Annotated in this window: 22 protein-coding genes; 18 read left to right on the forward strand and 4 right to left on the reverse strand. The window is 33.1% G+C overall.

The features are described 5' to 3' along the window. Positions 1-107: 107 nt before the first annotated feature. Positions 108-473, forward strand: coding sequence for a DUF4183 domain-containing protein (locus tag D2K62_RS15580; RefSeq protein ID WP_112180423.1), 366 nt, complete (start codon positions 108-110; stop codon positions 471-473). Between the two features lie 46 nt (positions 474-519). Here D2K62_RS15580 and D2K62_RS15585 read toward each other — a convergent pair whose 3' ends face one another. Further along, complete coding sequence (locus tag D2K62_RS15585; RefSeq protein WP_112180424.1) at positions 520-903, reverse strand: DUF4183 domain-containing protein; 384 nt, start codon at positions 901-903, stop codon at positions 520-522. Positions 904-1087: 184 nt separating this feature from the next. Here D2K62_RS15585 and D2K62_RS15590 point away from each other — a divergent pair, with 184 nt between their 5' ends. The 3 genes from D2K62_RS15590 (at position 1088) to D2K62_RS15605 (ending at position 3609) form a co-directional block, all read left to right on the forward strand. Further along, positions 1088-1597, forward strand: coding sequence for a GNAT family N-acetyltransferase (locus tag D2K62_RS15590; protein WP_112180425.1), 510 nt, complete (start codon positions 1088-1090; stop codon positions 1595-1597). Between the two features lie 338 nt (positions 1598-1935). Beyond that, complete coding sequence (locus tag D2K62_RS15600; RefSeq protein WP_117161715.1) at positions 1936-2772, forward strand: Cof-type HAD-IIB family hydrolase; 837 nt, start codon at positions 1936-1938, stop codon at positions 2770-2772. A 108-nt stretch (positions 2773-2880) separates the two neighbouring features. Next, entirely contained in the window at positions 2881-3609 is a 729-nt protein-coding gene (locus D2K62_RS15605; protein WP_112180428.1) for an MOSC domain-containing protein, read from the forward strand. A 78-nt stretch (positions 3610-3687) separates the two neighbouring features. Here the strand turns inward: D2K62_RS15605 and D2K62_RS15610 are convergent, their stop codons facing one another. From D2K62_RS15610 to D2K62_RS15620, 3 genes are all read right to left on the reverse strand, one after another. Further along, positions 3688-4584, reverse strand: a complete 897-nt coding sequence (locus D2K62_RS15610) for a glycine betaine ABC transporter substrate-binding protein (protein ID WP_117161716.1) — start codon at positions 4582-4584, stop codon at positions 3688-3690. 320 nt (positions 4585-4904) lie between these two features. Next, on the reverse strand, positions 4905-4982 hold the full coding sequence (locus tag D2K62_RS19200) for a hypothetical protein (protein WP_232828033.1): 78 nt from the start codon (positions 4980-4982) through the stop codon (positions 4905-4907). A gap of 128 nt (positions 4983-5110) precedes the next feature. Next, entirely contained in the window at positions 5111-6136 is a 1026-nt protein-coding gene (locus D2K62_RS15620; RefSeq protein ID WP_112180430.1) for a DUF3231 family protein, read from the reverse strand. Between the two features lie 320 nt (positions 6137-6456). On the opposite strand from D2K62_RS15620, the gene map reads away from it, so the two are divergent. The 14 genes from map (at position 6457) to D2K62_RS15685 (ending at position 17456) form a co-directional block, all read left to right on the forward strand. Beyond that, a complete protein-coding gene (gene map, locus D2K62_RS15625) occupies positions 6457-7197 on the forward strand; it encodes a type I methionyl aminopeptidase (RefSeq protein WP_112180431.1) in 741 nt (246 codons plus the stop codon). Between the two features lie 697 nt (positions 7198-7894). Then, positions 7895-9586, forward strand: a complete 1692-nt coding sequence (locus tag D2K62_RS15630) for a methyl-accepting chemotaxis protein (protein ID WP_117161717.1) — start codon at positions 7895-7897, stop codon at positions 9584-9586. A 304-nt stretch (positions 9587-9890) separates the two neighbouring features. Beyond that, on the forward strand, positions 9891-11159 hold the full coding sequence (locus tag D2K62_RS15635; protein ID WP_117149145.1) for a hypothetical protein: 1269 nt from the start codon (positions 9891-9893) through the stop codon (positions 11157-11159). 267 nt (positions 11160-11426) lie between these two features. Beyond that, positions 11427-11582, forward strand: coding sequence for a hypothetical protein (locus D2K62_RS18815; protein WP_157967356.1), 156 nt, complete (start codon positions 11427-11429; stop codon positions 11580-11582). 43 nt (positions 11583-11625) lie between these two features. Beyond that, entirely contained in the window at positions 11626-11916 is a 291-nt protein-coding gene (locus D2K62_RS15640) for a hypothetical protein (protein WP_117149146.1), read from the forward strand. A 188-nt stretch (positions 11917-12104) separates the two neighbouring features. Then, positions 12105-12713, forward strand: coding sequence for a transglutaminase-like domain-containing protein (locus D2K62_RS15645; protein WP_117161718.1), 609 nt, complete (start codon positions 12105-12107; stop codon positions 12711-12713). 100 nt (positions 12714-12813) lie between these two features. Continuing rightward, the gene (locus D2K62_RS15650; protein ID WP_117149148.1) at positions 12814-12996 is read left to right on the forward strand and encodes a hypothetical protein; all 183 of its coding nucleotides are present in this window, start codon (positions 12814-12816) and stop codon (positions 12994-12996) included. A 97-nt stretch (positions 12997-13093) separates the two neighbouring features. Then, positions 13094-13402: a hypothetical protein gene (locus D2K62_RS19205; RefSeq protein ID WP_232824181.1), complete on the forward strand. Its 309-nt coding sequence runs from the start codon at positions 13094-13096 to the stop codon at positions 13400-13402. A gap of 130 nt (positions 13403-13532) precedes the next feature. Then, a complete protein-coding gene (locus tag D2K62_RS15660) occupies positions 13533-14372 on the forward strand; it encodes a phosphotransferase (protein ID WP_369974656.1) in 840 nt (279 codons plus the stop codon). Next, positions 14317-14538 (forward strand): hypothetical protein, encoded by a 222-nt coding sequence (locus tag D2K62_RS19505; protein ID WP_332871746.1) that lies wholly within the window; start codon positions 14317-14319, stop codon positions 14536-14538. The genes D2K62_RS15660 and D2K62_RS19505 overlap by 56 nt, the downstream gene beginning before the upstream one ends. Before the next feature lie 263 nt (positions 14539-14801). Further along, positions 14802-15545, forward strand: a complete 744-nt coding sequence (locus tag D2K62_RS15665) for a metallophosphoesterase family protein (RefSeq protein WP_117149149.1) — start codon at positions 14802-14804, stop codon at positions 15543-15545. Between the two features lie 253 nt (positions 15546-15798). After that, positions 15799-16128, forward strand: a complete 330-nt coding sequence (locus D2K62_RS15670) for a hypothetical protein (RefSeq protein WP_117149150.1) — start codon at positions 15799-15801, stop codon at positions 16126-16128. A 570-nt stretch (positions 16129-16698) separates the two neighbouring features. Beyond that, positions 16699-17112 carry a MarR family winged helix-turn-helix transcriptional regulator gene (locus D2K62_RS15680; protein WP_117161719.1) on the forward strand — a complete coding sequence of 138 codons (414 nt, stop codon included), beginning with the start codon at positions 16699-16701 and terminating at the stop codon, positions 17110-17112. Beyond that, the gene (locus D2K62_RS15685; protein WP_117149153.1) at positions 17103-17456 is read left to right on the forward strand and encodes a DUF3147 family protein; all 354 of its coding nucleotides are present in this window, start codon (positions 17103-17105) and stop codon (positions 17454-17456) included. Before D2K62_RS15680 ends, D2K62_RS15685 begins: the two co-directional genes overlap by 10 nt. Positions 17457-17654: the final 198 nt, after the last annotated feature.

A 17654-nucleotide genomic window follows, 5' to 3' on the forward strand; every position in this document is an offset into this window, starting at 1 on the left:
ACAATCCACAATACATCTTATCATAGTAGGGGTCTCTTCACTACACAAGTATTAATTGCTTACATAAATTATAAATATAATTAATTTAGATGTGAGGAGTATCAAAAGTGGAATCAATTCAAAAGAATAAACACTATATAACTGTTCCACGAGTCTATGATACAGTTAAAACAATAACCAAACACAATATTAATTTAAAATTTTCACCTTTGAAACGAAAAGTGGAGACTTATCAATACAATGCATATTCAGATGGTGTTAAAAAAGTATATAAGAATAGTGATGAGATTACCAAATATGGAGATAAAGGTATCTTAAATCCAGAAGATGTTTCTTATATTAACTTATTCATTAACGGGGTTCTTCAAGCACCAGTAAATTATCAAATTGAAGCAGGGAAATTGATACTAAAAACAGAAGATATACCTATTAAAAGATCCTTAATTATTATACAATTCATCACCGTTTATTAAAAAAGTAGCACATTATTATTTGTGCTACTTTTTTTATGAACATATTTTATGTTGCAACATCTGTAGTTGTACTTGGAGTATAATTTATTACTTCGATTACAACTGGTGAATTAGTTAAGATTGGATCAGCACCTGTTGGGACGGTGAAATCAAGTGAACCAGTTCCGGTAGCACCTGGTGTATAAGTTGCATTCCCCTGCATTTGCAAGACACCATTGATATAAACGTTAAAATAACTGTTATCAGTTGCTAGTTCAGGTAATTCAGTTACTTCCGAACCATCATCTCCAAAAAAGTCTGCTGCATCGATAGATAAAGTTGCATCAGCAGCGGTTTCAGAATCCGTCACATAAAAAAATCTTTCAGGTGATGGTTCAACAGTTACATCTGTTGAGGCTGTTATTGCGAGTTTCATTAGTTGTAAGGCCAAGATTATCCCTCCTTTACAAGCAAATATGATCACTTGCAATAATAGTATATGTCTGGTTAATATAAGATGTATAAGTTAATTTACTAGAAAATAGAAAGAATAAACGAAGGCCTAAACTACTTTTAAGAGAATTTATGTCTAATATAAATGTAAAAGTTTTTTTGGGGGAAGGTGGGCAAATCGGATGATAAATATAATGAAGGCAGATATAAGTCACGTATCTGGTATTGCAAAAGTTTGTAGTGATGGATATTGGGAAACCTATAGAGATATTCGTAGTGAAGCATATATTAAAAGAATCATAAAAGAGTTCTATAATCATAAAAGAATAATAAATGAAGTTACTGAAACGAGCAGAGATTGGGGCGGCTACTTCGTTGCTATGGAAGATAACGAAGTAGTTGGTGCAATTGGTGGAGGAATGACTAACGATACGATTGGGGAAGTATTTGTTCTATACCTAAATCCTAATAGACGTAACGAAGGGATTGGCATGATGTTATTAGATGCCCTAACAGAGCAACAAAAAGAAGTGTTTCATGCAACTGAACAATGGGTGTCTGTGGCGAAGGGAAACCAAAAAGGAATTCCATTCTATGAAGCAAAAGGCTTTATTTTCAAAAATGAACAGTACGGATATGGTAATCTAGAGGAAGAAAAATATATAACCCTAAGATATTGTCGTCAAATATGATTTAGTTTTTCGTATTCAATTTAAATGGATATTTCACCTAAAAGTTTTGAAAGAAAGAAGATGTATCAAGGGGGTGAGAGCTTGAAGACCTTCAGGATAATAAAACGTACAATTGGAGTTTTAATCTTATGTATACCTATCTACCATTTATTCATTGAAGAGATTCAATTATCGCCGCTTCTAGTTTTCATATTTTCAATACTGTGTTTATTAATAACTGTAAGTGAAAAAATTATAATTGAAAAAGCCAAAGAAAATAGAGGCGAGTGATTGGAAGCAAAGAACCGTATCCTACTTCCCATTGCTGTAATTTTAAAAAATGTTAAAGAAGGTGTATCATGAGAAATGTTATTTTTATGGATATTGATGGAACACTTGTTAATGAAAATGGTGTAATACCAGAATCGGCTAAGCTTGCAGTTCGAGAGGCAAGAAAAAATGGACATTTAGTCTTTATCTGTACAGGTCGTTCTAAAGCTGAACTATTTCTTGAAATATTAGAGATAGGCTTTGATGGTATTATTGGTGCTGCGGGAGGCTATATTGAAGTTGATGAAGAAGTTATATTGCATGAAAGAGTGAAGACAGAGGATGTAAAGCATCTTATAAAGTTTTTTAACCAACATGAAATTGATTTTTATTTAGAATCAAATGGTGGGTTATTTGCAAGTAAAAACTGTAAAAAGCGAATTCGTTCCATTATTGAAAAAACGCTTAAGGAAAATCCTGAGGCGAAACAAGAAGTTGAGAAAGGGATACAGCCTTTTCATGATGCCCTTATAGAAGGCGAAGACTTACTAAGAGAAGATATTAATAAAATCTCCTTTTTAGGGTCTGATGTACCTATTGAGATAATCAGCGAGGAATTCGGCTCGAAATTCACTATTATTCCTAGCACAGTTCCTGTATTTGGTGAAAATAGTGGTGAACTATCTATTCCAGGCATTCACAAGGCAACAGCGATTGAAAAGCTTCTTGAGCATTTAAAAATTGATAAAAAAGATACTTTCGCATATGGGGATGGATTAAACGATATAGAAATGCTTGAATTTGTTCAATATGGTATTGCAATGGGAAATGCAAAAGATGCTGTTAAAAAAATTGCCAACGATATTACTGATACACACAATGAGGGTGGCATTTATAATAGTTTTAAAAAATATGCCCTGGTTTAAATTCATTTTATTTTATTGATTTCATCGTTAATTGTCGCCTTAGAGTAGAGTTGAGGTATTGGCTCTGTTAAACTTACTGTAGAGACAACTAATATTGGAGTGATTGAAGTGTTAATCGGTCATATGAAAGAAATTGTGCGTCATCCGATAAAATCTTTTCGTGGAGAAAGTGTCAAACAATCTAAGATAATGGCTTATGGTTTGTACGGAGACCGTAGTCACACTTATGTAGATGAAACAAAGAATGGCAATTTTTTAACCATTACAAAGTTTCAAGAAATGGTAAGATATAGGGCGCGTTTTGTGGGCGAAGAATCAATGGACGCATATCCTAAAGTTGAAATAACCACACCTGAGGGAAAGGTTTTTGATTGGGAAGATCAAGCATTAATTAAAGAAATGGAAGACAAGTCTAATCGAAGAATCTCTACTAAGAAATATACGCCAGTAGATGTACCAATTGGTCCAATTGCAGTAGAACATGTTTTACTTGCAACAGATGCGTCATTAAATAAGTTGAATGAATTATGGGGCAAAGATGAAATTGATTTGAGAAGGTTTCGTCCTAATTTATTTATTTCATTAAAGGAAAAGAAACCTTTCATTGAAGAAGAATGGATAGGCCGACGTATTAAAATAGGGAATGAAGTGGAAATGGAATTCGTTGGACATTGTAAAAGGTGCATGATCATTACTGTTGATCCTGATAATTCAGAAAGAGATGCGAGTTTACATAAAACAGTGATAAAAGAGAATAACAATAATTTTGGTGTTTATGCTTCTGTGATAAAAACAGGCGATATTCACGTTGATGATGAAATTCACCTTCTTGATTAAATTTGTAAATAAAAAAATGCTCCCCTTTAGTAGTCAAGCTACTTTAAAGGGGAGCATTTTTTTTAGTATGCAGTGTGCTTACTCTGCAGGTTCAAGATCTTCAATAGAATCAATATCCATATAGCTTGGTACAGCTAAACCGATTCGAGCGCCTTCCACGTTTGCACCTAAGTCTACAAATTGACCTTCATACTCTTCATAGAATGCACCATGTGTTGCAGGCATCCATGGAGAAAGAGAAGCGTCGGAATCACCTGTTGCTATTGCTTCAAACATAATAGATGGATCAACTGGTGTAAGGCTAACATCGTAACCTTGTTGTTCAAATACGATTTTAGCTACATTCGTCGTGAAGCTTTCTGCATCCCAAGGAGTTAAAACTAAATCAATTGACTCACCATCAACAGGTTCTACCCCTTCTGTCCATTCTGCAACTATTTCTGAATTCTCATCGACCCATTCTTGGGCTACTGTTTCAAAATCAAAATCCATTTCCTGTGCATCAAGTAAGGCTTCTTCTAATACTGGTAGTTCCCAGTATAGTCTATCAAGAATCGTATAGGCACCAGGCATGTCATCTTCCAATCCATTTCTTACGATTGTTGTAATGTGTTCTGCCTCACCGAAGACAAGATTAGGATCTGCTAAATACTTTATGTCGTATTTAGCAAACATATAGTGAGGTGACCATGCAGCGACAATAATGGGTTCTTCATTATCAATCGCATCACCTAAAGCTGTTAACATAGCAGCTGCTGAAGACGTTTCTTGTTCCCAGCCAGCAAGACTTTCATATTCAGCTATAGCCGTCTCATTTGTCTCTGTTTGTCCTGCACCTGGTTCAATACCAGTAATTGTATATTCCAAATCCTCACTTACATTAGTCGTCTCATTTGACTCCTCTTGGCCACACCCAGCGACTACAAGAGATAAAGATAAACTAGTAATAACCCCGATCTTTTTCCAACTAAACATATATAATACACTCCTCTAGTTTCTTTTGCTACAATTTTAGATATGTAGCAATTCATCATAGTTGTCTTCAATGTATTATGCCTCAAACAGTAAAAAGCATATGAAGTCACCGATAAAACGAACTATTTTAAATTATACCTCTTCTTTGTTGTATTATTCAAACAGCTTATACTATTAATACTGTCGATATAGAATGAACAGTAGAGATTGAGGTAATTTCCAAGGATATAACGCAAATTTGCTTTGTTTTACTCCGTATTAGGTTATTATATCCAAGTTTATTTGATGTAAACTGATTTACTTTACCTATCTAAAGATGTTTATGTGCTAGGCCCACCAACCTTAACCAAACCAAAAGCGCTAAGAATTAGCAAAAATGCAAGACTTACTAATGTCATACCAAAGACTCTTTGAAGTGTATTAAGTTTCCTTCTACTTTCCCACAACGAATTTCCATCATTTTACGATTATCTAGGGGTTGAGCTGTTACAAGATTAGATAATTGCTTTCTTTATCCATATCTATATTAAATACTTTGATTATTCTTTCTCGCTAACTCATCCCTGTCTGACGCCATTGGAGGTTGTTCAAGCCATCTATTTTTAATCAGGATATTAGAGGCATCCTCAGAGTAGAGCTGAATTTGTAGTGATAATTTGTTATACATTATTCCTAAATCCACTCTAGGACTTTGGGCAACCCCCGTACCATAGTACCCAACACTCAAAGCTATTAGAGCAGATGTATAAAACATCATGAGTTTGTCGGAAAAGGCATATGTTGTACTATTTGTTGTTTCTGTTACCCAAGTCATTGGAACAGTTAAGTAGCTTTCTTCTAATTTTTTTGCAAATGATTTAACATGTTGGTTTGCAATCTCTAAGCCTCTTATCAAAAACTGTTTAACATCCTTGTCTTGAGCCACTTGACTAAACCCGATTAAAGTAGCTGCTCCTAATGCATTTCTTTGGAGATTAGAATATAAATTAGCTGCTTCTAATGCTATTAGTGGTCTTTTCTCCCCAAACATATCCCAAACAAATTTTTGCTTTTTAACATATTCAACACGGTCTAAATTTTGGAAATATGGAGCTCGATAATATAGTCCTTTTGCTAATAATAAATCCTTAGCCATTTTGTATAATCCGATGGTTTCTTCAAGACATTCTTTATAATAATCAGTTATATCTGCTCTTACAGCTACAGATAAACCGGCTGAATAGGTAGTTAGGGAAATCTTAGCCATATTATGAATGAAATTTAAAACATAACTATCTGTATATAATCTAGGAGCATTTAAATCAACATCTTCCTCCACCTTAAAACCATGAGGAATTGTATTTTTTTCTTCAATAAATATAGCTGTTAATTTTTTAATATGTCCTTCAGATAATTCTAAAGCATGTTTAATTACAGGTTTAATCTCTGTATCCTCAGCCTTTTCTAAAAAATAGGTAAGCATACATATACTCGAACTATCATTTAAGTACTGAGCCCAAAGTTGTCCTAATTCTGCAGAAGTTAATCTTATCTGTTTTTTCTTTTCTTCCATATATTTACCTCCAAAAAATGATATCTATTACTTATATTCTCCATTAGTTATACAGGTATTCATACAATAAGTATTAATATTTTTAGTATTTGATTATATAAAGGAGTGACAGATTAAATGACCATTAGAATAGTAAAACGTAACAATGAAGATCAATATGATTGATACGCAGTCTGAAGAGATGGGTGATGAAGAACAAAAAGACTTTATAATGAGCATGGCCCCCTCAAATGAATATTTTGAAAGATAGATTAAGCCGATTATGATAGAATCTAAAATGAAATGATAATCATATAGGATTGAAAAAGGGAGGACACACGATGATAGCAAAGACAGAAGAAGATTTTAATGGATTAAAAGAAATTGGTAAAATATGTGGGGCAATTCGAGATGAATTAGTCCTTTCTACGAAGCCAGGCATTACTACAAAAGAAATAGATGAGATTGCTGGAAAAATGTTTGCTAAGGCAGAAGCGCAATCAGCACCAAAAGGAGTATACGATTTTCCAGGTTATACGTGCATTAGCATAAATGAAGAAGTAGCACACGGGATTCCAGGAAGACGAACAATTAAAGAAGGGGATCTTGTAAATATTGATGTTTCAGGTTCTAAAAACGGATATTTTGCAGATACTGGAATTTCCTTTGTTGTTGGGCAGGGAGAGGTGATTTTGCAGAAAATATGTGATGTTGTTAAAGAAGCATTCGAAGCTGGGCTTGAAAAGGCAAAACCAGGTTCAAAAAAAAGCGCGCTCGGAAAAGCTGTACACAACGTGGCGAAACAACATGACTTAACTGTGATAAAAAATCTTACTGGACACGGTGTTGGACGTTCGATTCATGAAGCACCAGATCATATTTTCAATTACTTCTCTCGATGGGATGACGAAATTTTAAGAGATGGAATGGTAATTGCCTTTGAACCTTTTATCTCTACATTAGAAGAGGAAGTTTACCAATCTGACGATGGATGGACCTTCCTAACAAATGACAGCCATGTGGCTCAATATGAACATACAATTATTCTAACAAAAGAAGGACCAATCATTACGACATTGTAAGAGCATAATAGGATGTAATTCTGTAATAAGAATTGCGTCCTTTCTGTATGTTAATCATCGAATTCGATGTTTATCACTTTCTACTTCTATATAAATATTGGTTTTCATGTCGAATATTGGTGGAATTTGAAATAATATCTGTTGTTTTGTAATTGATCATGGTATTATCATATTAGTTTTACTGTATGCAAAAGCCTTTTCCGAAAACTAAAAATGGGTATGCGAAGCTAGAGGCAGTCAAATCATATGTAAAAGAGGTGAATTTTAAATAAGATGACAGATTACAGCTAGTGCCGAATAAGTACTTAACCGACAGACAGAGAAACGTATCTAAGATAGCAAACTATCGTTCGAAAACATGACTTCTACCATTCAATGAAAAATCACTCTTCAGAAATAGAAAGTATAGTAGAATTTATTACTTATATTTCAAATCAAACAAATCCTATTGACACTAAACACACTTGGGTTAGTCCTCCATTGAACAATAAGTTGAAATCCTATCAATCAAATTCATTATTTTTATATTACTATGAGCTACTTGACTCAAATAAAAACTTTGATAGTCACACTATACAAAATAGACATCATTCTCTCTTATAAAAAGCAAGATTTATGATTTACATCTCTAAAACTAACAGTTAAGTGAAAGGTACTAAATTTCAGATATACATTTTATCAATATGAGGTGAATTAATTGAAATTACAATTAAAATTAGCTACAAAAATAAATTTAATCGTTTTAGGCATTATTCTTATCTTATCTACAGTAATAGGAATTGTGGTAACTCGTGAAATAACCGATGGTGTAAAGGGGTTTGCCGTTGAAAAAGCGAAAGGAGATTTGAGTTTAGCTTATCGATATATTGATAACAAATATCCTGGGGATTGGGAAATCCAGAATAATCAATTGTACAAGGGTGCAACAATGATGAATGATAATTTTGATGTTGTTGATAAAATTGGTGAAGATACTGGAGATACTGTTACAATCTTTCAAGGCGATACACGTATTGCAACTAATGTAATGTTAGATGGAGAACGTGCTGTAGGTACACAAGCTTCACCAGAAGTTATTGAAACAGTTATCACTAATGCGGAAAGTTTTTATGGTGAGGCTGATGTAGCAGGAAATAACTATCAAACAGCTTATATGCCAATTGAAAATGGAGCAGGGGAAGTAATAGGAATTTTTTATGTTGGTGCATCTGAAAAGATTATTAATAGCATTTTAGATTCATTCTTAGTTAAATTTTTAACAGTATTGGCTATTATGATAGGCATTTCGGTACTATTGGTATATATCTTTACTAGAAGATTAAGAAAAAGACTTTCAACTATAACGAGTGCACTTGAATTAGCTGGTAAGGGGGATTTCACATCTGACATTCATGATCAAGCAGGAGATGAATTAAGTGACTTGGCGACTAGCTTTAATAAAATGACTACTAATCTTAAATCAATGATGGATGAAGTCATTTCAACTTCTGAATTAGTTGCTTCTTCAGCTGAGGAATTGACTACAAGTGCGGAACAAACAAGCAAATCTACAGAAACGATTACAGAATCTATCCAACAAGTTGCAAATGGAGCAGAAAGTGCAACTAACAGTGTGCAAGAGAGTGCGACATCCTTAGAAGAAGTAAATACGGGGGTACAAGCTATTGCAGAAAGTGCTTCATTAATTTCAGATGTAAGTTCACAAGCAACTGAGAAAGCAAAAGAAGGCGGAGTGTTTGTAGACAATACTGTTAATCAAATTAATGAAATTAGTCTTTCTGTTACACAAAGTGGTAATGTAATGAAAACATTAGAAAATCGATCTCAAGAAATAGGAGAGATTACTGAAGTCATTTCTAATATAGCAGAACAAACTAATCTGTTGGCACTGAATGCAGCAATTGAAGCAGCTAGAGCTGGTGAACATGGGAAGGGATTTGCTGTTGTTGCGGATGAAGTTCGAAAATTAGCTGAAAAGTCGCAAATATCTTCCTCACAAATTTCAAATCTTATCAAAGCAATACAAGAGGATATGGTGCACTCAAACGAATCGATTGATAAGGTATCAGTAGATGTAAAAGAAGGCTTAACGATTGTAAAACAGACGGAAGTAAACTTCAAAGAAATTTACACATTTATGGAACAGTTATCGGAACAGATAACGGATATGGCAGCAACGGCTCAGGAAATTTCTGCAAGTACACAAGAGGTTTCAGCAACCGTTACTGGTATCACGAAGATTTCCAATGAAACTTCGATGCACTCTCAAAATGTAGCAGCCTCAGCAGAGGAACAGCTCGCTTCAATGGAAGAGATTTCGACTTCAGCAAATTCATTATCAATTTTAGCTGAAGATTTCCAAGAACTAATCAGCAAGTTTAAAGTTTAAAGATCAAAAAAAATTCATGAGAAAAGCCTGTATCTATGCAAATAGAACAGGCTTTTTTAATTAACATTGACAGAACATGCCAAGATAAGTCTTACCATAGGGCGACGTATTAATCTAACATACGTGGTTTTTTTGATGAGATGATTCGTGTGTATTGTTTCTATTAATAACTTAAGATACCTAAATAAGAGCACCAATATGTGATCAAGAAGCTAATCATAAACGGTAACCTTTGAGAGAATGAATAGTACTGTTAATTTTTTGGAATACTATAAAAGATTTCAAGCCGAAAGAGAGGATACTTATGCCACATCAGAAGTTTCAGTCAGCCATCATAAAACCTCGCTATGCGAAGGGGGCATTATCTGTATTCGGAGCTAACTCGGTTTATCCTCGTATTCCTTGGGTAGCGGCTTGGTGGTCGCTTACTTTCCCAGGGTTTGGTCATATCTATTTAGGTAGGTACTTACCTGGTTTTATTCTGATTGCTTGGGAGCTTGTGGTAAACACGCAGGCTAATCTAAACATGGGTATAGCCTTATCCATGCTTGGTAGGTTCGAAGAGGCAAAAGCTATCATAAACGAGGAGTGGATTCTACTATACATGGGAGCATACATATTTAGTATCTGGGACAGTTACAACTCTGCTGTTGAAATGAGCAAAAGTCACATTCTCTCCGAAGTGGAAGATGCACCTGTCGTACCATCAGTTGTGAGCGCTTTTGATATAGTCATCGTTTCTAAGAAGAACCCTTTGTTAGCGGCAGTTTGGTCAACGTTATCACCTGGCTTAGGACAACTATATAGTGGTCATACGATTGCAGGCACATTTATTTTGGCATGGTGGATATTTATTACTCATAAGGCTAACACGATTGGTAGCTGGTTTTATTCGTCAATTGGAGATTTTAACAGTGCAACTGCAATGGTGGAATGGCAGTGGTTTCTTTTCTTACCTTCTTTGTACGCTTTTGCCATCTATCAAGCGTATGTAGCTGTAAATGAAAATAATACATTATACGATATTGAGCAAATACGTTACCTTAGAGTGAGGGATGAAAACTTGTCACAACAAAAACAAAGCACGCTAGAAAACGATACATTACAACTAATTGCCACATTTGAACATTCGCCCTTTGTGGAGATGGCTATCCATGATATGGAGACGATAGGAGTACCATCGAAAGATATTGTTGCATTGCCTCTAGAAAATGTTGAATCCGATACATATATAATTGACTCGCTACATCGTGTTGACGGCAGAAGTGTGCTGGATGGAGCTATGGTGAGCGGAACGATTTTTATGCTTTTGGGAACGATATATGGTTTTATATGGTACTGGGGCCCAGTCATTTGGGGTTTGCTGGGCTTAATTGCTGGTTTCTTCATAGGATTAATAATCGAATTAGCCTTACAAAAAAATAAAGTAAAGCTTACAGCGAGTCGTAAGAATGAGGTTTTTATGCAAGTAACATGCAATACCACCATGAAGGAGCAACTGATTAAAGTTCTAAAATCAAGAAAGGCTAATGGATACGTTATTATGCCGCAACGAATAACATCTGATAGATAACATTACGAAGTTAATTTGGATAAACATAGAAATAATAAGTTACTAAAATAACGTAACAAAAACCCAATTTTCACAGACATGGAGATATTCATCACCATGTCTGTGATTTTATGTACAATTTACTATAAGAGTCAATAAAATTTGGATATTTATGTTAGTATGATAATAAATAAAATACTTAAAATTAAGTGTTTACTTCAATAAGGAAAAAAGGATTTCTTTTTTAAGTGATTAACGAAAAAGAGCTACTGATGAGGAGGAATTATGTTGAAGAATTTTTTATTTATTGTACTAATTCTATTTTTATTAGCAGGGTGTCAAAACGACGAAATGAGAGATAATGCAGCAGAGTTTAACTTAGAAAATATATCTTTGAGTGCATTTGAAAATAGTACAAAATATTTTATAGTAACCCCCTTTTGAATGGAAAGGGGAAGATGGAACTTCGTTAAAGTCAATTCATATTGTGAATAGTCAAGGAGAGTATATATCCGATGAAGAAGGAATAAATGCTACTTTTTATATAGGAGACTCATCTAAGAAAACAGGTATTTATAGAAGAGATGAGATAGGTAAAAAAAGAAAAGTGAATGGTTATTACCTTACTGAAGCACAAACTTTAATAATCGAAACAGAATTAGTTAATGTAGAGGAAAATAGTGCGAAAAGCTTGAAATTCATTTATGAAACAAATGGAGAGGAATATGAAAAAGTTGTGGATTGGAGCACTCTTTCCACTTTGAAGACAAACAATTAGATTATTACTATTTCATAACTTATTTTAAAAACTGTACACAAAGTAACTTGTGCGATAGTGGAACAACCTATCATTATTTTTGTTGAAATAATACGTAGAATAGTTTAATAGTAAATCATCTTTATTCAATTTCAACTTAGCATATAATAATATTTATAAATAGGTATTTAATCAGGGGGATGGAGTTAATGGAAATGATATGTGAGTCAGATCAATTAGAAGATTATTTACTTGAATTAAATGAAGTTAATTATTCTAATCCAATCATTAAAGCTAAAATTGAAGTGCTTTTTAATTCAACCCAAACAGAAGTTGAAAAAGCAAAAGTTGCTTATGAATTTGTACGTGATGAAATATCTCACTCTTGGGATATTCAGGGGAAAAGAGTGACTTGTGATGCTTCAGATGTTTTGAATTATAAAGAAGGAATTTGCTATGCAAAATCAAATTTATTAGCAGCTTTATTACGATCACAACAAATTCCAACAGGTTTCTGTTATCAGCGATTGATGTTGTTTGATATGCCAGAAAAAGGATACTCGCTCCACACTTTAAATGCTGTTTATCTAAAATCTTTTAAAAAATGGATACGATTAGATGCTCGTGGAAACAAAACTGGTGTTGATGCTCAATTTTTAATAGATGAAGAAAAATTAGCTTTTTCAGTTAACGAAAATTATGGTGAAAAGGACTATCCAGTTATTTATATAGAACCAAATCCAAAAACCATAAATGTTTTAAAGGAGCATAGTGATGTAGTAGAAATGTATAAACATCATTTGCCTGAGAGTATATAGTTAGTTCATTCATATCATCTAGGCTTAGCCCGATCGATTAATTTAATAGTAAAACTTTAATTTTCTTATTCATAAGGGATAAATCAAGGAGGGATTAAATATGTCTAATGATATGATTACCATAGTATCTATAGTTTCTATTGTGATTTGGATTGCTGTTTCTAGAGAGGCTGTTAAACCTTCAAAAGAGATAAATTGGAGAAAAATGATAACCTTACTTTCTGCAGGGTCTTTATCGGTATTAGTTATAACCATTTCTCTCTTTCAAAGTCTGCTGTTTTAGTTCTCTTAAGAGATTTCAATGGTTTAATTAGAATCGTCGCTTCTTTTACTAATGTAGCAGTAGAATAGTATTTGTTTTTGAGGAGGGAATTAAATAAATGAAATTACGTAAACCAGATGAAACAGAACAAAGTCAAAATTTAAAGGCTGCTAGAAATACTTTTATGTTTTATACCATAGCATTGTTTACCTGGGCTGCTTACGATTTTATCACTACTGGTGATTATGGCTGGCAGATGACAATTCTTCTAGCAGGGGGCGTAGTTTTTTGGTGGTCAAGAGTTATTTTATACAAAAATACTAAAACTGAAGAAAAAGGAAAAATACCATCAAAAGCAATGCTATGGACAATCTTTTACCTTGTTATTTTTCTCGCTATCATCTTTATAGCTAATTACTTTTCTTAACATTTGTGATAGTTAATTAAGAAGGTCATCAAAATTAATGATCTTTTTATATAGGACCAAAATCAAAATGGAACCTTTCAACATACGAAGTAGGATAGTTGAAGAATAATTTTTAAGGTGGAGCAGTTAAATGATTGATATTCATGTGTTTGAGAAGTTATGTGAAGATTCCAATCTTGGACAAATGGTTGGGTTTCCGTTGTCAATTTCAGGGGGTCTTTTGCATAAGATGTATGCTATTGAAACAGACAAAGGAAAATATGCGGTTAAAATGTTAAATCCCCAAATTATGATAAGACCTGATGCAACGAATAACTTTATTAATTCAGAAAGAATTGCAAATTTAATATCAAAGAAAGTACCTGCTGCTCCAGCAAAAATAATAAATGGTAACTCTATTCTAAAGATAGATAATCATTTTTGTATGATTTTCGATTGGATAAAGGGAAAAACGCTTAAACCAAATACAGTTAATTGCAGTCATAGTGAAAAAATTGGTTCTCTACTCGCTGAAATACATACGACAGATTTTTCGAAACTTAACATAAAAAAAGAACTAAGAAATAATGAACAATCAATAGACTGGAAAAATTATATTAAAAAGGGCCAAAAAGCTAACGCTGAATGGGTTGAACTGTTGCTTGAAAATTTTGATAAACTTTACGAGTGGACTTCATTAGCAAACAAAGCAAATAAAGTACTCTCATTAAACTTAGTAATTAGTCATAGAGATTTAGATCCAAAAAATATTATATGGAATAAAGACAAACCAGTTTTAATTGACTGGGAGTCCGCTGGTTACATAAATCCAATGCACGATTTAATAGAAACTGCACTATACTGGTCTGAAGATGAGATAGGAAGTATAGATAAAAAAAGATTTTTTACTTTTATAAATAGTTATAAAAAGAGATATGAAGAATTTCAGACTGATTTGGTCTATTGTCTTAGAAAACGGATTTACAGGTAAGTTAGGTTGGCTTGAATATAATTTAAAGCGTTCCTTGTGGATTGAGTGTTCAGATGAAGTAGAACAAATGATGGGTACGACTCAAGTAATTGAAACATTAAAAGAAATCAGAGATTATGCAGAAAAAATTTCAACATTAGTTTATTGGCTTAATAATGCAGAATAATCAATTCTTATTCATTAAATGATGACTTTCTTGAAAGAATTACATATTGGTTTATTAATGGCAATTATATTGAACGAAATGTCACTTCATACTAAAGAGTGACAAGGGAATTAGTATTTTAAAAAGGTTTTGAAATGACTAAGAAATTATTTAAAAACTATGTTCTTAACAATAGTATTTCTATTCTTTTTTATTCGAACTGTTGGGAGTGATTGAAATATTTTTTTATATAATTAGCAACTGATAAATTGGGAGGATATATAATGGAAAAAAATAGTGTAATAGCTATTATTGCAGATATTCATGGTAATAGTGCAGCGTTGAAAGCAGTTTTAGATGATATAGAAAAAGATAAACAAATAGAACATATTATTTGTCTTGGTGATTTAATAGGCATAGGTCACGAAACTAATAAGGTACTAGAATTGTTGTTTTCTCGTGAAGATATATCTTTTGTAATGGGAAATCATGATGAAGAAGTATTGAAGATAATCGACGGTAAAGAGCCAGAAAGTGTTGGAGAGGAAAGAGAACATCACGAATGGATTGCCTCTAGATTGGATGTACAATATATCCCTAAATTACGAAGTATCGCAAAAAAGCATACGGAGAAATTAGACGAAATAAATTTTCTGTTTTTACATTATCATTTGAATGAAAAAGATGAATTTTTGCAGATTGATAATCAACCAAGTACAAAAAGACTTGAAGAGATCTATGAAGGAACTGATTATGATGTTGTTTGTTTTGGACATCATCACGCCATTCATCATTTTAAATCAAAAAATAGACTGTATGTAAATCCAAACTCTCTAGGTTGTACACCAAAGGCATTTGCACCTTATAGTAAATTACAAATAGGTAAGTCTGGTGCAATTGATGTTTCTTTTCTAGAAGCGCCATATGATAATAAGAAATTTTTGCTAGCCTACGAGGAGTTAAATGTTCCCGCTAAAGATATTATTTTAAAAGTTTTTCATGGAGAACAACATTTGAATTATATGTAATTCGATTCGATATTTAAATATCAAACAATACGTACATTGTTAAATTAACGGGGCAAAGCGTTGACGATCGGTTTCCTTGTAAATAAAGTTAAAAGTATGTTAACAACAATCCTTATTGCAGTTGCAATTATATGCTTGGTTTTATGATAGGAACATAGTTTGCTAACAAAATTTTCTTGATTAAGAAATTGCATCTTTTTCAATAATGAAACAGATAAACACGATTAAATTTAGAGTAAAGGTGGCGGGTAAAGTGACTGGAAGGTCTAAATGGATTAAGTTTATCGGTATAGGAATAGTACTTCTATTGGTGGGCGGAATAATCACATGGCAGTCGTTTGACAGACACGAGGAAGTTCAAGAAATTGAGTTGAAATTGGGTTTTGATATAACGGTGGTAGATAGACAATCACACGCCGCATGGTGGGCAGCAACGAGAACGTATCGTGTAAAACCAGTAGAAGATGGTGAGGAAGATAATTTGGAATACTTATTTTACTTGAACAAGGAAAACGAGATCGAGCAATGGGCGAAAATCACAAATGGAAACACAATCATACAAAACCGCACTGAAAAAGAATAGAGGACCCAAATTGTTGAAGAAAGATATTTTTAACTACGAATAATTTCATATAGAAGATGAATAAGCAAGAGCTACGTAAAAACAACGTTTAACAGAGCCAATCAAAAAATAGTGTTTTACGTAGGCATACAACGAAATTTCAAAAAGGAGATTATAATGTCCAAATCTATGAAGCCCTTCATCTTTACATTTATAGTAGCGCCTTCTATTCTAGGATTGGGATTGACACTTTCTGTGGAGGTCATTCCTTTTATTTGGAGTATTATTACACAACAAGGTACAGATTTAGACTTTAAAAACGTAGTCCTTAGCTTCCTTTTAGGTTACGCAATGTATCTAGTTTATATTATATACAAAGCAATAGTACATAAATTCAATAAAAATAGAGACTAATTTAAAGTAACAATTAAATAACGGATGATAAAAGTTTAACAGGGTATCGTCAAAAGTGCGGCTTCAACAAAAATTAAATAGTAATTAGTGTACCGCTTGAATAAGTGGTACTTTCTTTGTATAATATATCGTATAGTAAGATATATTCTTGTGAATAGATATAACGGAGGTTAAAAGATGAAAGGCATAGCAGAGTTGAATAATTATTGGACAGATATTTATTATCATTTACATTTTTCTCATCAGGAAAAGATAACCCATCAGGTCATCAGAATACTTCAGCATATAGAAAAAAATAATTCTATAGGTATTGGAGAATTAGCTGATTTTTTAGGTGTTTCTCATAATACTGCTTCAGAAAATGTTAAAAGAATCATTAAGAAAGGCTATCTTCAAAAGAGAAGGGATCCATTAGATGAAAGAAAAGTTACTCTTAACCTAACTGAAAAAGGTAGGGACGTATTATACCGTAATACTAGTCTTGATGTAGAAAAATTAAAAAAAGTATTAACTTCTCTTAGTTCAGAAGATAGACAGTTAATAGAGTTAGGTTTTAGAACGTTAAGTGAAGGTGTAAAAAAATGTACATAATAATGAAAGTAGTTATTTCCGCAATAATAATAGGAGTAGTTACTGAAATAGCAAGAAGATTTCCTACATATGGTGGGGTAGTTGCAGCATTACCATTAGTAAGTTTACTTAGCATAATCTGGCTTTATTTTCAGGGGGAACAAAGCACAACTTTGAGTAAGTTTGCATTAGGGGTTTTATGGGGTTTCCCAGCAACGGCTATATTACTATTAATAGTATATTTTCTATTAAAGAACTCAATACCATTGTATGTTTCGATAGGGTTTGGAATATGTGGATGGCTTTTATTTTTATTTGTTCAAGGCTTTTTACTGAAGATTATAAAATTATCGTTTTTCAATTAACTGGTGCTTTAGTGGAACAAGGAGCTGTTGATGGTAGAGTTATTATGGCTTTTTTAGCTAACGAGCAGTTTAGTTGTGCGAAATGTTCCTAGTTTAAATGGAGGATGGCTACATCTCTCTGGTAAAGGCTAGGCAATTCCTTACGGAATTGAAGGATTATATTGAAGAATCAAATGAAGAGGTAACGCTCGGAAGGGT

It is taken from the genome of Paraliobacillus sp. X-1268, from assembly GCF_003426095.1.
GTDB classification, from domain to species: Bacteria; Bacillota; Bacilli; order Bacillales; family Amphibacillaceae; genus Paraliobacillus_A; species Paraliobacillus_A zengyii.

Excerpts from the sequence above, each read along its gene's own strand:
- D2K62_RS15600 (WP_117161715.1), top strand. The coding sequence starts at position 1,936 with ATGAGAAATGTTATTTTTATGGATATTGATGGAACACTTGTTAATGAA.
- D2K62_RS19200 (WP_232828033.1), bottom strand. The coding sequence starts at position 4,982 with ATGACATTAGTAAGTCTTGCATTTTTGCTAATTCTTAGCGCTTTTGGT.
- D2K62_RS15620 (WP_112180430.1), bottom strand. The coding sequence starts at position 6,136 with ATGGAAGAAAAGAAAAAACAGATAAGATTAACTTCTGCAGAATTAGGA.
- D2K62_RS15610 (WP_117161716.1), bottom strand. The coding sequence starts at position 4,584 with ATGTTTAGTTGGAAAAAGATCGGGGTTATTACTAGTTTATCTTTATCT.
- D2K62_RS15680 (WP_117161719.1), top strand. The coding sequence starts at position 16,699 with ATGAAAGGCATAGCAGAGTTGAATAATTATTGGACAGATATTTATTAT.
- D2K62_RS15590 (WP_112180425.1), top strand. The coding sequence starts at position 1,088 with ATGATAAATATAATGAAGGCAGATATAAGTCACGTATCTGGTATTGCA.
- D2K62_RS15660 (WP_369974656.1), top strand. The coding sequence starts at position 13,533 with ATGATTGATATTCATGTGTTTGAGAAGTTATGTGAAGATTCCAATCTT.
- D2K62_RS15665 (WP_117149149.1), top strand. The coding sequence starts at position 14,802 with ATGGAAAAAAATAGTGTAATAGCTATTATTGCAGATATTCATGGTAAT.
- D2K62_RS19505 (WP_332871746.1), top strand. The coding sequence starts at position 14,317 with ATGAAGAATTTCAGACTGATTTGGTCTATTGTCTTAGAAAACGGATTT.
- map (WP_112180431.1), top strand. The coding sequence starts at position 6,457 with ATGATAGCAAAGACAGAAGAAGATTTTAATGGATTAAAAGAAATTGGT.
- D2K62_RS15635 (WP_117149145.1), top strand. The coding sequence starts at position 9,891 with ATGCCACATCAGAAGTTTCAGTCAGCCATCATAAAACCTCGCTATGCG.
- D2K62_RS15645 (WP_117161718.1), top strand. The coding sequence starts at position 12,105 with ATGGAAATGATATGTGAGTCAGATCAATTAGAAGATTATTTACTTGAA.
- D2K62_RS15650 (WP_117149148.1), top strand. The coding sequence starts at position 12,814 with ATGTCTAATGATATGATTACCATAGTATCTATAGTTTCTATTGTGATT.
- D2K62_RS15685 (WP_117149153.1), top strand. The coding sequence starts at position 17,103 with ATGTACATAATAATGAAAGTAGTTATTTCCGCAATAATAATAGGAGTA.
- D2K62_RS19205 (WP_232824181.1), top strand. The coding sequence starts at position 13,094 with ATGAAATTACGTAAACCAGATGAAACAGAACAAAGTCAAAATTTAAAG.